The 13,251-nt window shown below is 74.6% G+C and carries 11 protein-coding genes and 1 pseudogene; 5 read left to right on the plus strand and 7 right to left on the minus strand.

All coding sequences use genetic code 11. From position 1 onward, the window contains the following. Positions 1 to 61 precede the first annotated feature (61 nt). Together AC0OO9_RS11640 and AC0OO9_RS11645 are read right to left on the minus strand one after the other, a co-directional pair. Positions 62 to 1,420, minus strand: a pseudogene (locus AC0OO9_RS11640) (glutamyl-tRNA reductase); the annotation flags it as partial. Then, a complete protein-coding gene (locus tag AC0OO9_RS11645; protein ID WP_151453397.1) occupies positions 1,417 to 2,187 on the minus strand; it encodes a redox-sensing transcriptional repressor Rex in 771 nt (256 codons plus the stop codon). The pseudogene AC0OO9_RS11640 and the gene AC0OO9_RS11645, both read right to left, overlap by 4 nt. Positions 2,188 to 2,587: 400 nt before the next feature. Between AC0OO9_RS11645 and AC0OO9_RS11650 the strand changes: the two genes are divergently transcribed. Together AC0OO9_RS11650 and AC0OO9_RS11655 are read left to right on the plus strand one after the other, a co-directional pair. Then, a complete protein-coding gene (locus tag AC0OO9_RS11650) occupies positions 2,588 to 3,889 on the plus strand; it encodes a sensor histidine kinase (protein ID WP_484517238.1) in 1,302 nt (433 codons plus the stop codon). A 24-nt stretch (positions 3,890 to 3,913) separates the two neighbouring features. Continuing rightward, on the plus strand, positions 3,914 to 4,567 hold the full coding sequence (locus tag AC0OO9_RS11655; RefSeq protein WP_484517239.1) for a response regulator transcription factor: 654 nt from the start codon (positions 3,914 to 3,916) through the stop codon (positions 4,565 to 4,567). Between the two features lie 75 nt (positions 4,568 to 4,642). Here AC0OO9_RS11655 and AC0OO9_RS11660 read toward each other — a convergent pair whose 3' ends face one another. Genes AC0OO9_RS11660 through AC0OO9_RS11670 form a run of 3 tightly spaced genes read right to left on the minus strand, consistent with a single transcriptional unit; the run spans position 4,643 to position 7,293 of the window. Beyond that, the gene (locus AC0OO9_RS11660) at positions 4,643 to 5,293 is read right to left on the minus strand and encodes an HAD family hydrolase (protein WP_484517240.1); all 651 of its coding nucleotides are present in this window, start codon (positions 5,291 to 5,293) and stop codon (positions 4,643 to 4,645) included. A 22-nt stretch (positions 5,294 to 5,315) separates the two neighbouring features. After that, on the minus strand, positions 5,316 to 5,567 hold the full coding sequence (locus AC0OO9_RS11665) for a glutaredoxin family protein (protein ID WP_121399981.1): 252 nt from the start codon (positions 5,565 to 5,567) through the stop codon (positions 5,316 to 5,318). After that, positions 5,560 to 7,293, minus strand: a complete 1,734-nt coding sequence (locus AC0OO9_RS11670; RefSeq protein WP_484517241.1) for an AMP-binding protein — start codon at positions 7,291 to 7,293, stop codon at positions 5,560 to 5,562. Before AC0OO9_RS11670 ends, AC0OO9_RS11665 begins: the two co-directional genes overlap by 8 nt. 555 nt (positions 7,294 to 7,848) lie before the next feature. Between AC0OO9_RS11670 and AC0OO9_RS11675 the strand changes: the two genes are divergently transcribed. From AC0OO9_RS11675 to AC0OO9_RS11685, 3 genes are all read left to right on the plus strand, one after another. Beyond that, positions 7,849 to 8,805 carry an ECF subfamily RNA polymerase sigma factor, BldN family gene (locus tag AC0OO9_RS11675; protein WP_484517242.1) on the plus strand — a complete coding sequence of 319 codons (957 nt, stop codon included), beginning with the start codon at positions 7,849 to 7,851 and terminating at the stop codon, positions 8,803 to 8,805. 289 nt (positions 8,806 to 9,094) lie between these two features. Continuing rightward, positions 9,095 to 9,979 carry a DUF5667 domain-containing protein gene (locus AC0OO9_RS11680; protein ID WP_484517243.1) on the plus strand — a complete coding sequence of 295 codons (885 nt, stop codon included), beginning with the start codon at positions 9,095 to 9,097 and terminating at the stop codon, positions 9,977 to 9,979. 127 nt (positions 9,980 to 10,106) lie between these two features. Then, complete coding sequence (locus AC0OO9_RS11685) at positions 10,107 to 10,982, plus strand: HAD family hydrolase (RefSeq protein ID WP_484517244.1); 876 nt, start codon at positions 10,107 to 10,109, stop codon at positions 10,980 to 10,982. Positions 10,983 to 11,054: 72 nt separating this feature from the next. Here AC0OO9_RS11685 and AC0OO9_RS11690 read toward each other — a convergent pair whose 3' ends face one another. Next, on the minus strand, positions 11,055 to 11,927 hold the full coding sequence (locus AC0OO9_RS11690; protein ID WP_484517922.1) for a lysophospholipid acyltransferase family protein: 873 nt from the start codon (positions 11,925 to 11,927) through the stop codon (positions 11,055 to 11,057). 161 nt (positions 11,928 to 12,088) lie between these two features. Next, complete coding sequence (locus AC0OO9_RS11695; RefSeq protein ID WP_484517245.1) at positions 12,089 to 13,162, minus strand: NAD-dependent epimerase/dehydratase family protein; 1,074 nt, start codon at positions 13,160 to 13,162, stop codon at positions 12,089 to 12,091. Between the last annotated feature and the right edge of the window lie 89 nt (positions 13,163 to 13,251).

A 13,251-nucleotide genomic window follows, 5' to 3' on the forward strand; every position in this document is an offset into this window, starting at 1 on the left:
CGGTGTGACCGACGGGCGGCAGATTGTCGGTGTGACCGACGGGCGGCGGAATGTCGGCGAGGCCGAACGGCGGCGGGACGTCGGCGAGGCCGAACGGCGGCGCGGCGTCGCCGGCCACGATGTCGGGGACGTTGTCGACCGGGGACGTCTGCGGCACCTTTAGGTCGAACAGCTCGCGCAGCAGGGCCGCGTACTGGTCGCCGCCGGGTTCGGCCGCCAACTGGCGTACCCGCACGGTCGGCTGGTGCAGCAGCCGCTGCACCACCCGGTGCACCGTCCGGGCCACCTCGGCGCGCTGGTCGTCGGTGAGGTCCGGGCGGCGCTGGGCGAGCCGGCGCAGCTCGGCGCCGACCACGTCGTCGGCGCGGCCACGCAGGGCGGCCACCGTGGGCGCCACGTCGGCGCCGCGCAGCCAGGTGAGGAAGGCGTCGACCTCGCCGGCCACGATCCGCTCGACGGCGGCGGCGTCGGCGGCGGCGGGCCCGTCGGCGAGCAGCGTCGCCATCCGGTCGATGTCGATGACCTCGACGCCGGGCAGCTCGGCGACGCCGGCCTCCACGTCGCGCGGCACGGCCAGGTCGAGCAGGACGAGCGGCCCCCGGCCGGGGTCGCGCCCGGCGAGCGCCCGGGTCACCACGTCACGGGTGAGGACCGCTTCGGTGGCCGCGGTGGCGGCCACTACGATGTCCACTGTGGAGAGCACGGTGGTCAGCTCCGCCATCGGCGTCGCGCTGGCCCCGTACGCCTCGGCCAGCCGGACGGCCCGGTCGGCGCCCCGGTTGGTGACCGTGAGCGGCCCGGCGCCCAGCCGGGACAGCGTGGCGACGCCCAGCGAGCCCATCGCGCCCGCGCCGACCACCAGCGCGGGACGGCCGGCGAGGTCGCCGTCGAGGTGCCCGGCGGCCAGCTCCAGCGCGGCGGTCACCACGCTCTGGCCGGCCCGGTCTATCCCGGTCTCCGCGTGCGCCCGCTTGCCGACCCGCAGCGCCTGCTGCATCAGCTCGTGCAGCAGCCGCCCGGCGGTGTCGGCACCGGTCGCGGAATGGTAGGCGTCCCGGAGCTGGCCGAGGATCTGCGCCTCGCCGACCACCATCGAGTCGAGCCCGGCGGCGACCCGGAAGACGTGGTCCACGGCGGCGGCGTCGAAGTGCACGTAGAGGTGGTTGGCGAGCGCGGCGGGCTGGCAGCCGGCCTGGTCGGCCAGCACCGCGCAGATGTCGCCGAGGCCGCCGTGGAAGCCGGACACGGCAGCGTAGACCTCCACCCGGTTGCAGGTGGAGACGATCACGGCCTCGGTCACGTACGGCTGGGCGACCAGGCGGTCCAGGGTGCGGGTGAGGTCCGCGGGGCCGACCGCGAGCTGCTCCAGCGTGGCGACGGGAGCGGTGCGGTAGGACGCGCCGACGACGAGCAGTTTCACGTGCCGATCGCCTCCTGCGGGTCGGTGACGGCGAGCCCCCCGGGCAGGGCGGTCAGGGCGGACCCACCGGTGGCGGGCAGCGCGGTCAGCGATGCCTTGCGGTGCTCGTGGAAGGACAGGATCTGCAGCTCGATCGCGAGGTCGACCTTGCGCACGTCGACCCCCTCCGGAACCGAGAGTACGCACGGGGCGAAGTTCAGGATGCTCGTCACACCGACGGCCACGAGCTGGTCCGCCACCGCCTGGGCGGCCGGGGCCGGGGTGGCGATCACGCCGATGGCGATGGCCTCCTCGACGGCGACCCGGGGCAGCTCGTCGATGTGCCGGACGACCAGCCCGCTGATCTCCTCGCCGACCCGGGCGGGGTCGGCGTCGAAGAGGGCGGCGATCCGGAAGCCGCGGCTGGCGAAGCCGTCGTAGCCGGCGAGGGCGTGACCGAGATTACCCACGCCGACCAGGGCGACGGCCCGCCGCTGGGTGAGCCCGAGCACGTACTCGATCTGGTCGACCAGCAGCGCCACGTCGTAGCCGACGCCACGGGTGCCGTACGAGCCGAGGTGCGACAGGTCCTTGCGGAGCTTCGCGGAGTTCACGCCGGCGGCGCTCGCCAGCCCCTCGCTGGACACGGTCTCGTGGCCGGTTTCGGCGAGGTTGTGCAGGGCACGGAGGTATTCCGGGAGCCGCGCGACGGTCGCCTCCGGCAGATCCGGGAGCGCCGGTACGGCACCGGCGCGGCCGGGCGCGCCAGGGTGACGGTGCTGACTCATGAGACTCCGTGCGGTGCGATCCTCGGCCAACTCGGGCGGCCGGCCGTTTCGGGATCCCCGCTGGCGACCGAGATTGCCGGCTGTGCTAGCAGGGCGCGTCGGAACTACAGAGTAGGCGCTTGTGAACGCGTGCACAAATCGCGATCTTGACAGCTCGCGACGCGGCTTCACCAGCCCCTCCATTCCGCAAGATCGATCCAGTGGCCGCCGCCGGCCACCGCCCGGCCTCGGGGCGGTGGCGATGGTGCCGGTAGCGCCGATTATTGCTCAATTACGACTTCTCTGACCAATCGCGCGGCCCACGGCTCGCCCACGATCCGGTCACGGTAGGGCCAGCCCTACGCCGCAGAGGCGGGCCGACGGGATGGGTCGACGACCCCGCGCTGCCTAGCCTCGTGACATGACCGCCGTACCCGTCGCCGCCGATCAGCCCGTGCCGGCGCCGACCATCTCCCGACAGCTCCTGCTGGACTCCGGCTACGTGCTGCTGGGCCTCCCGCTGGCCCTGGCCAGCTTCGTCGTCCTGCTGGTCGGCCTGGCTGCCGGGCTGGGGCTGGTCGTGACGGTGATCGGCCTGCCGATCCTCAGCGGCACCCTCTACGCCGCCCGGGGCCTCGCCGACATCGAGCGCCTCCGCCTGCCCACCGTGCTCCACCAGGCCCGGATCCGCCCCCAGTACCGGCTCCCGGAGCCCGGCGCGAGCGCCTGGCGGCGGATCTTCGTGCCGATGGGGGACGCGCAGTCCTGGCTCGACCTGGCGCACGGCATCCTCAAGCTGATCGTGGCCATCGTCACCTTCGTGGTCACGCTGGTCTGGTGGGCCGGCGCCGTCGCCGGCACCCTCTACTGGGCGTACGACTGGACGCTGCCGCACGGCGACCCGGAGGACGTCGGCCTCCCCCAGCTCCTCGGCCTCGGCAACTCGACAGTCGTCCGGATCGGGCTGCACACCGCGATCGGGCTGTTCTTCCTGATCACCCTGCCGATCGTGGCCCGGGGCTGCGCGCTGCTCCAGGCCGGCTTCGGCCGGGCCCTGCTCACCGGCGTGGCCGAGATGCGCAACCGGATCACCGTGCTGGAGGAACAGAAGCGGGCCGCCGTCTCCGCCGAGGCGAGCGCGCTGCGCCGACTGGAGCGGGACATCCACGACGGCCCGCAGCAGCGCCTCGTCCGGCTCGCGATGGACCTCAGCCGGGCCCGCCAGCAACTCGCCACCGACCCGCGGGCCGCCGGGCGCACCCTGGACGAGGCGGTCACCCAGACCCGGGAGACGCTCGCCGAGCTGCGCGCCCTGTCCCGGGGCATCGCGCCGCCGATCCTGGTCGACCGGGGACTGCCCAGCGCCCTGGCGGCACTGGCCGGGCGCGGCCTGATCCCGATCGAGCTGCGGGTGGACCCGGAACTGGCCAGCCCGGCCGGCCGGCTCGACCCGGCGGTCGAGAGCACCGCGTACTTCGTGGTGTCCGAGGCGCTGACCAACGTCGCCAAGCACAGCCGGGCGACCGAGTGCCAGGTCACCGTGGCCCGGCACGACGGGCGGCTGGAGGTCGACGTCGACGACGACGGGCAGGGCGGCGCCCACCTGGCCAAGGGGCACGGGCTGGTCGGCATCGCCGACCGGGTACGCGCCGCCGGGGGCCGGCTCTCCGTGGTCAGCCCGGTTGGCGGGCCCACCAAGATCCGCGCGGAACTCCCGCTGTGAGCGGTACGTGGTAGACAACAGGGCATGCGGATCGTGATCGCGGACGACGCGGTGCTGCTCCGGGAGGGGCTGGTACGGCTGCTCACCGAGCGCGGGCACGAGGTGGTGGCCGCCGTGGCCGACGGCGACGCGCTGGTGACGGCGGTGGTGGCGCACCGGCCGGACGTGTCGATCGTCGACGTCCGGATGCCGCCGTCGCACACCGACGAGGGGCTGCGCGCAGCCGTGGAGGCCCGCCGCCTGGTGCCCCGCACCCCGATCCTGGTCCTCTCCCAGTACGTCGAGGTGTCGTACGCCGACGACCTGCTCGCCACGACCGGCGGCGGCGGAGGCGGGATCGGCTACCTGCTCAAGGACCGGGTGGCCGCGATCGACGAGTTCCTCGACGCGCTGGACCGGGTGGCCGCCGGCGGGACGGTGCTCGACCCCGAGGTGGTCGGCCAGCTCTTCGCCCGGCGTCGGCGCGACGACCCGCTGCGCGAGCTCACCCCGCGCGAACGCGAGGTGCTCGGGCTGATGGCCGAGGGCCGCTCCAACACGGCGATCGCGAAGACCCTGGTGGTCACCGACGGCGCCGTCGAGAAGCACGTCCGGAACATCTTCACCAAGCTCCAGCTCCCGCCCGACACGGAGCAGCACCGCCGGGTCCTGGCCGTGCTGGCCTACCTGCGCAACTGACCCGCCGCCCGGCCGGCCACCAGCGCACGGACCGGCCCCCGGCCTGCCGCCGGGGCCCGGACGAGGCCGGCCCGGTCAGGGCAGCGTGGCCGCCAGGCTGACCGCCTCGCTGAGGGTGTCGGCGACCGGGTGGCCGGAGGCGCGCAGCCGTGCCGCGTCGGTGAACCCGCCGGTGTAGAGGACGGCGCGGCCCCCCACCGACACGGCGGCGTCGGCGTCGTCGACGGAGTCCCCGATCAGCACCACGTCCCGGCCGTCCACGCCCAGCTCCGACAGGTGCCGCCGCAGCGACTCGGCCTTGCGGTCGCCGCCGACGGTCGCCCGCAGCCCGTCCACCCGGACGAAGTGCCCGGTGAGCCCGTACGTGTGCACGGTCGGCACCAGCTCCTCGTGGAACCACATGGACAGCAGGGACTGGCTGCCCGGCCAGGCCGCCATCGCGACGCCTGCGTCGTGCGCCAGCTCGCAGGTCGTCAGCCCGGTGCGGTACGCGTCGTGGAAGATCCGGTCCAGCCGGCCGAACGCCTCGTCGTCGACCGCCCGGCCGAGCACCTCGGCGTAGTAGTCGGCGATCGGGCGGCGGAACCGCACCCGGTGCTCGTCGGCGGTCACGGCGGGCCCGCCGACGCTGGCGAAGGCGGCGTTGGTGCAGGCGACCACCAGGCTCAGGTCGTTGAGCAGGGTGCCGTTCCAGTCCCACACCAGGTGGTTGCGCGCAGGCGTCATGGCAGCACCATAGCGCCCGGCACTACAGCTGCGGCGTGGTCAGGTCCCGCAGCAGCCGCTCCTCCTCCACCCGCCAGTAGCCGTGCTCCTTGCCGTCGAGCAGCACCACGGGCAGCCGGTCGCCGTACTCGCGTTCCAGCTCGATGTCGTCGGTGACGTCCTTCTCGGTCCACCGGTCCCCGGTGACCGCCACCACCCGGTCCAGCGCCAGCTTCGCCTCGTCGCAGAGGTGGCAGCCGGGGCGGGTGATCAGGGTGAGTCGGGGCTCACGCATCGGTCTCCTCCGTCGTGCTGGCGCCGGTCGGGGCCGGCGGGCGGGTCTCCGGCGACGTCGCCGGGGACGGCACCGGGGACGCCGGGGACGACGCCGTCCGGAGCAGGGTCTTGCGCACCTTGCCGATCACCGAGTGCGGCAACTCGTCGACGAACTCGACGGCGGTCGGGCACTTGAACCGGGCCAGGTTGCGGGCGCAGTGGGCGAGCAGCTCCTCACCGGTCACCGGACGCCCCGGCACCGGCACCACGTACGCCCGGACAGTCTCGCCGGTCCGCGGGTGCGGCACACCCAGTACCGCCGACTCGGCCACCCCCGGGTGCGCGGAGAGCACCAGCTCGACCTCGTGCGGGTACACGTTGAACCCGTTGACCAGGATCAGCTCGCCGATCCGGTCGACCAGGAAGAGGTCGCCGTCGGAGTCGGCGTACGCCACGTCGCCGGTGGCCCACCAGCCGTCGGCGTCCGGGCCGCCCCGGCCGTCCGGCCAGTAGCCGGCGAAGACGTTCGCCCCGCGCACCACGATCTGGCCCGGGTCGGTGCCGGGCGTGACGTCGGAGAGGTCCAGCTCGTCGGCGTCGTCCTCCGGCTCGGCCACGCCGTCGCGCCACAGGTCGGCCCCGTCGGTCCCGACCAGCCGCAACTCGACGCCGGGCAGCGGCCGGCCGATCGAGCCGGACTTCGGCTCCCCGCCGACCAGGGTGGAGGTGAGCACCGGCGCGGTCTCGGTGAGGCCGTACCCGACGTGCACCGGGCGGCCGGCGACCTCGGCGAAGCGCGCCGCGACGGCCGGCTCCAGCGGCGCCGCGCCGCAGACCACGGCCCGGACCGACGCCATCGCCGCGACGAGGGCGGCGGCGTCCGCCGTGGACCAGGCGGCCACCATCGACGGTACGCCGACCAGCACGGTGACCCGGTGCCGGGCGATCACGGCCAGCCCCGCGTCGGAGCCGAGGTCGTCGACGAGCACCCCGGTAGCGCCATGGTGGACGACCGCGCCGAGCCCCGCGTTCAGCCCGTACGCGTGGAACAGCGGCAGCGCCAGCAGCACGGTGTCGTCCGGGCCGACGACGGGCGGGTCGATGCGGCCGACCTGCTCGTGGTTGGCCGCCAGCGCCCGGTGCGTCAGCATCGCGCCCTTGGGCCGCCCCTCGGTGCCGGAGGTGTAGAGCAGCAGCGCCAGGTCGTCGCCGCCCCGGTCGGGGAACGGCTGACCGGCGTCGGCCACCGGCGGCGCGGTGTGCACGGCGACGAGCGCGGGCAGGTCCCCGGCGGCGTCGGCGACCAGGTCGCGCACCCGCTCGGTGCCGATCAGCACCGAGGCGCCGGAGTCGGCCAGCACGTGCCGCAGCTCGGGGGCGGTGAGGCCGGGGTTGACCGGCACCGCGACCAGCCCGGCGCGCAGCGCGGCCAGGCAGCTCACCACGAAGTCCGGCGAGTTGGCGAGCGCGACGGCGATCCGGGGCGGGTGCGGGTCGGCGGAGCCCGGCGTCGGGCCGGGCCCGGCGGGTCGCGCCCCGGTCAGGGCCGCCAGGGCGTGGGCGGTGGCCGTCACCGACGCGTCCAGTTCGGACCAGGTGACGGTCCGCTCGCGCCAGTGCAGCGCGGGTCGGTCGCCGTGGGCGGCGGCCGCCCGGTGGAGCCGCTCGACGAGGGTCGAGGCGGAGCTGTCGGTTGCGTCCTGCACGGTGGCTGAGTCTGGCACAGCGCGGGGCCTGTGGGCCATGCCCGCCGGAGGCCGGAGGGGACATCCCGGTCGGCGGCAACGGCGGCCCGGACAAGTCCCGTCGGCGGGACGACCGCTGGGCGCGGGCGGGACGCGATCGGTCCCGTCCACAGGACACGCCGGGACCCGCCGGGCGTCCCGGACGGTCCTGGATCGACACCCGCGCCGCCGTCCCGCCCAAACCCCGCGACACGCCCGCTGACCTGGAATTTCCTTCGCAACCACGAGGTAATCCGAAAGTCAACCGCACACGACGGACAACCGGTCCGCCAGGTGTGCGACGCGGCGGGAAATACTTCCGCCCTGTGTAACGGACTTGCCACGCGTGGGTGACGTTGGCCCTATCATCACTCGGGTCGGCTCACCCCATTTGCCGTGAGTCGACACCCCTCAGCCCGAGGAGGCCCCCGTGCCTGTGAGCGCATTGGACCAGCACCTCAAGGGGATCTGCCGCCCGTCGGCACACCCCGAGCCAGCCCTGCCCGGCCCAGCCGGCCGGGCCACGACGGCGACGCGCCGACCGGCGTGGTCGGCCGGCGGGACGGAGGCGGCGCGGTGACCACCTTCGGATACGCGGAACGGCCGGCCGGCCTGACCAACCCGGTGATCCGCGGCCAGCTCAACGAACGGCCCGCCGCCCGGGGTCCGCTGGACGACACGGGCAGCCTCGCCGTCCGGGGGGAGGGCACGTCGAGCCGGACCCGCAGCCGGCCACACCAGAACGAGCCGCCGCCCCGCTCCGCGACCCCGGGCGGCAACGCCAAGTCGGCCGGCGGCCGGGTCGCCGTCCCCCGGCCCACCATGCCGGCGCAGGGTCGCCGCACCACGGAACCGGCCAAGGCGCCCGACGACTCGGGCGCGGAGACGGCGGTGCTCCCGGCGGTTCCGGCCGCCGCCACGCCGGTCAACACCTCGACGGGTTTCCCCAGCCGTCCCGACCCGTCCGACCCCGCGACCGAGGTCTGGGGGCTGGTCGAGCGGGCCCAGGCCGGCGAGTCCGAGGCGTTCGGGCTGATCTACGACCGGTACGTCGACACGGTGTTCCGGTTCGTCTACTTCCGGGTGGGCAACCGGCAACTCGCCGAGGACCTCACCTCCGACACCTTCCTGCGCGCCCTCAAGCGGATCGGCAGCTTCACCTGGCAGGGGCGCGACCTGGGCGCCTGGCTGGTCACCATCGCCCGGAACCTGGTGGCGGACCACTTCAAGTCCGGTCGCTACCGGCTGGAGGTCACCACCGGGGACGTGCTCGACGCCGACCGCGAGGACCGGGGCCCGGAGGGCAGCCCGGAGGCGGCGGTCGTCGAGCACATCACCAACGTGGCCCTGCTCAGCGCCGTCAAGCAGCTCAACCCGGAGCAGCAGGAGTGCATCGTGCTCCGCTTCCTGCAGGGCTTCTCCGTGGCCGAGACGGCCCGCACGATGGGCAAGAACGAGGGCGCGATCAAGGCGCTCCAGTACCGCGCGGTACGAGCGCTGGCCCGGCTGCTACCGGACGGCTTCCAACCGTAGTCCCGGACAGGAAGAACGCCGTGCATCGATGCGATGTACGCGCAGGTCCGTGGCGTCGCGACCCCGTGGCAGCGATCACTTTCCGTGATTTCGCCTCCGCCGGCCCCGTAACCCATGTCCGGTGCGGACCGTTTCTCCGGGTGCGACCGGTGGTAGCCCCGGCATCCCCCGGGCCCCCGAGGTCCGGCAGCGCGGCCGGCCACGACCTTCGTCCGTGGTGTCCGCCGTCACCGGTCGCTGTCGAAGACAGCGGCCGACCGGCCGCGACCAGCGAGAGGAGGTGCCCACGGTGGACAGCAACCTCTTCTCCCGTCGGCGCGCGGAGCGCTTCGCGCAGCTTCTCGACGAGGCCAACGGGGGCCGGCGACACCACGTCCGTTCCCGGGCCGACGACCAGTTGGCCACGCTCGTCGCGGTGGGTCAGCGGCTGCCCGCCGCCCCGCCCGCCGTGGAGGTGGACCCGGAGTTCCGCACCAGCCTGCGGGCCATGCTCCTGGCCACGGCCGAGCGCGAGGGCATCGGTGCCCCGGCCGCCGTCACCACCGAGCCGTCGTCCCGGCGCTCCGCCGCCGACGCCGGCCGCAACCGGCTGCTGCCGGCGGTGACCGCCCGCCGGGCCCGCGCCCGGGGCGCCATCCTGGTCGGCGTCGCGGCCGGCGCCGTGGCCCTCTCGGGCATCTCGGCCGCCAGCGAGAACGCCGTCCCCGGCGACGCGCTGTACGGCATGAAGCGCTCCACCGAACGCGCCCAGCTCGCGCTGGCCAGTTCCGACGTCAGCCGGGGCCAGCTGTTCCTGGACTTCGCCCGTACCCGGCTCGCCGAGGCGGCCGCGCTGCGCGGCAACGAGGACGGCTTCAGCGCGGTGCTCGACGACATGGACGCCGACACCCGCCAGGGCGTACGCCTGCTGACCACCGCCGCGACGCAGCGCTCGGACCCGGCGGCGCTGGACGCGGTCAACTCCTTCCTCACCGGCCAGCGCCGGGCGGTCGGCGGGCTCCTCGACGACGCCAGCCGGGCCGAACGCGACCGGACCCGCCGCTCGCTCGCCCTTCTCGACGCGGCCCGCAAGCGCTCCGACGCGCTGCGCGCGACGATCGCCTGCGGTGGGCCCGCACCCGTCGACAGCGACGCCCTCGGCCCGGCCCCGGCCACCTGCCCCGGCGACCGCTGACCCGGCCCCGGCCGGAACCGGCCGAGACGTCCACGCCACAGTTCTCCCCATGGGCGGCCGTCCGCCACGCGCGCCCGGCTACCCTCGCGGAAGCACACGTCGCGCCGGTCGAGCGGAGGGAGGTCGCGTGGTCCGCAGCCGCAAGGTGACCGTCAGTACCGACGCCCACGGTCACACCGCCGGCTGGGCGGAGACCGACTTCGCGCCCCTCGCTCCCCCGGCACCCGATCCGACCGCGGCGGCCTTCTTCGACGTCGACAACACGATGATGCGGGGCGCGTCGATCTACTGGTTCGCCCGGGGTCTCGCCGCGCGCGACTACTTCACCACCGCGGACCTGGCCCGGTTCGCCTGGCAGCAGCTGCGGTTCCGGCTGCTCGCCACCGAGCACGCCGGCGACATGTCGCAGGCCAAGGAGGCCGCCCTCGCCTTCGTCGAGGGCTGGCGGGTGGACGACGTCGAGCGCCTCGCGGAGGAGATCTTCGACGAGCTGATGGCGCCCCGGATCTGGGCCGGCACCCGCCAGCTCGCCCAGCGCCACCTGGACGCCGGCGAGCGGGTCTGGCTGGTCAGCGCCGCGCCCGTGGAGATCGGCCGGGTGATCGCCGCGCGGCTGGGCCTGACCGGCGCGGTCGGCACGGTCGCCGAGATCGTCGACGGCGCGTACACCGGCCGGCTGGTCGGCGACCTGATGCACGGCCCGGCCAAGGCGGAGGCGGTCACCCAGCTCGCCGCGGTCGAAGGGCTGGACCTGGGCCGCTGCACCGCCTACAGCGACTCGTGCAACGACCTGCCGATGCTCTCCATGGTGGGCCGGGGCGTGGCGGTGAACCCGGACGCGGCCCTGTTCAAGGAGGCCCGGCAGCGCGGCTGGGACGTCCGCGACTTCCGCACCGGCCGCCGCGCCGTCAAGATCGCCGTACCGTCCACCGCCGCGGCCGGCCTGGTCGCCGGGGCGGTCGGCGCCGGGCTGGCGCTGCACCGGCGCCGCCGCGACGGCTGACGACACCGGCCGCCCGCGCCGTCAGCGGCACCGGCCGCCCGCGCCCTCAGCGACGCGGGCCGGCCGCATCCGTCAGGGGCCGAACGGGTCCGGGCGCCGCTCCAGCAGCTGGTGCAGGGTCTGCTGGATGGTCTCCCGCACCTGGTCCGCGAGGTTGAACACGACCAGCGGATCGTCGGCGGAGTCGGTCAGGTGCGCGGTGGGGATCGGCGGGCAGAACTCGATCAGCCACTTGCTCGGCAGCGGCACCATGCCGAGCGGCCCCAGCAGGGGGAACGTCGGCGTGACCGGAAAATAGGGCAGCTTGAGCAGCCGCGCCAGGGGCTTGATGTCGGCGAGCATCGGATAGGTCTCCTCGCCGCCGACGATGGCGACCGGCACGATCGGGGTGCCCGTGCGCAGCGCCGCCGAGACGAACCCGCCCCGGCCGAAGCGTTGCAGCTTGTAGCGCTCGGAGTAGAGCTTGCCGATGCCCTTGAAGCCCTCGGGGAAGACGCCGACCAGCTCGCCGTTGCCGAGCAGCCGCTCCGCGTCCGGGTTGCAGGCGACCGTGCCGCCGGTCTTGCGGGCCAGCTCGGAGACCACCGGCATCCGGAAGACCAGGTCGGCGCCGAGCAGCCGCAGGTAGCGGCGGGCCGGGTGCTGGTCGTGCAGCGCCGCCGAGAGGATCAGCGCGTCCAGCGCCACGGTGCCCGAGTGGTTGCCGACCACCAGGCCGGCACCCTCGGTGGGCACGTGCTCCAGGCCGGTGACCTCGGTGCGGAACCAGTCACGGTAGAGCATCCGCAGCAGCGGGTGGAAGACCGCGTCGGTGATCTCGGGATCGAAGCCGAACTCGTCGACCTCGTAGTCGCCGGAGAGCCGCCGGCGCAGGAACGCCAGGCCCTTGGCGACCTTGCGGTCCCAGTGGTCGCCGGGCCGGTCCGGCACCGCCGGCCCACCCACCGGCGCCGGCGCGTCGGGCGCGGCCGGCTCGTCGGTGGCGGACATGTCGGGCTCGTCGGGCGTGCCGCGATGGTGTCCGTTCGCCCGCGCGGGCTCCGCGTCCGGCGCGGCCACGGTCAGCGGTACGTCGTAGCGGCCGTCGCGCCGCTCCTCCGGCCCGTTCACGAGCCCTCCCGCACGGCAGCCCGGACCTGCCGGATCCCGTCCAGCACGAGCTGCTCCGCGATTGCCAACTGGTCCCGGTTCACGACGACACCGCCGTAGTGGGCGCGGATGAAGTCGTCGAAGGCGGCGGCGGTGGAGCGGGGCGTGAAGCCGTACTCCCGCTCCAGCCGGCTGGTGTCGACGACCCGGCCGTGCACGAAGAGGTCGACCTGGTCCAGGCCGTAGCGGCCGAAGCCGAGGTTGCGGGCGACCGCGGCGGCGCTGGAGAGGCCGGGCTCCAGCACCGGCACGGCCACCCGGCCGGCCCGCCGGATCGCCTGCGACAGGGAGAGCACGCCCGGCCCGGCCACGTTGTACGTCCCCGGATGGTCCTCGACGATCGACCGGTGCAGCACCTCCAGCGCGTCGTCGAAGTGCAGGAACTGCAACCGGGGGTCCCGCCCGAACACGGTGGGCACCACCGGCCGGGAGAAGTAGCGGGTGAGGGTGGTGTCGGCGGTCGAGCCGATGAACGGCGCGAAGCGCAGCACGGTCGCGGTGACGTCGGGCCGGCGGCGGCGGAAGCCGCGGACGTACCCCTCGATGTCCAGGATGTCGCGGCCGAAGCCGCCGCGTGGCACCTCGCGCGGCTCGGTCTCCTCGGTGAAGACGGCCGGGTCGCGGAAGGACGCGCCGTAGGCGGCCGTGGACGAGCGGACCACGAGCTTGCGCAGGCGGGGGGCGCGCTGGCAGGCGGCGAGCAGCTGCATCGTGCCGATGACGTTCTGTTCCTTCATCGCCGAGCGGCCGCCGTGCTGCGGGTCCGGCGAGGTCACCAGCGCGAGGTGGACCACCGCGTCGACGTCGAGGTCGGCGAGGAGGCCGCCGAGCGAGCCGGCGTCGATGCGGACGCGCTCGACCCGGTCGAGCAGGTCGGAGAACTCGGCGCCGGGCTCGGGCTGGTCCACGCCGATGACCCGCTCGATGCGGGGGTCGGCCGCGAGCCGGGCCGCGACGTGCGCGCCGAGGTAGCGGCTGACCCCGGTGACGACGACGACCCCCGGGGCACCTGTGGTGCCACCGGGGGTCATGTCGCGCACCTTCCCCGGCAGGAGGGATCGAACCGGGACATCCGCGGCGTGATCACCTGAGCCTCCGAGGGTCGACAGTTGGCAAGTGA

The sequence above is a fragment of the Micromonospora sp. USAFONa4 genome, assembly GCF_057197825.1.

What these genes read in the sequence shown, in the direction of transcription:
- AC0OO9_RS11645 (WP_151453397.1), bottom strand. Translation starts at nt 2,187, where the DNA reads ATGAGTCAGCACCGTCACCCTGGCGCGCCCGGCCGCGCCGGTGCCGTA.
- AC0OO9_RS11670 (WP_484517241.1), bottom strand. Translation starts at nt 7,293, where the DNA reads ATGGCCCACAGGCCCCGCGCTGTGCCAGACTCAGCCACCGTGCAGGAC.
- AC0OO9_RS11660 (WP_484517240.1), bottom strand. Translation starts at nt 5,293, where the DNA reads ATGACGCCTGCGCGCAACCACCTGGTGTGGGACTGGAACGGCACCCTG.
- AC0OO9_RS11665 (WP_121399981.1), bottom strand. Translation starts at nt 5,567, where the DNA reads ATGCGTGAGCCCCGACTCACCCTGATCACCCGCCCCGGCTGCCACCTC.
- AC0OO9_RS11695 (WP_484517245.1), bottom strand. Translation starts at nt 13,162, where the DNA reads ATGACCCCCGGTGGCACCACAGGTGCCCCGGGGGTCGTCGTCGTCACC.
- AC0OO9_RS11655 (WP_484517239.1), top strand. Translation starts at nt 3,914, where the DNA reads ATGCGGATCGTGATCGCGGACGACGCGGTGCTGCTCCGGGAGGGGCTG.
- AC0OO9_RS11650 (WP_484517238.1), top strand. Translation starts at nt 2,588, where the DNA reads ATGACCGCCGTACCCGTCGCCGCCGATCAGCCCGTGCCGGCGCCGACC.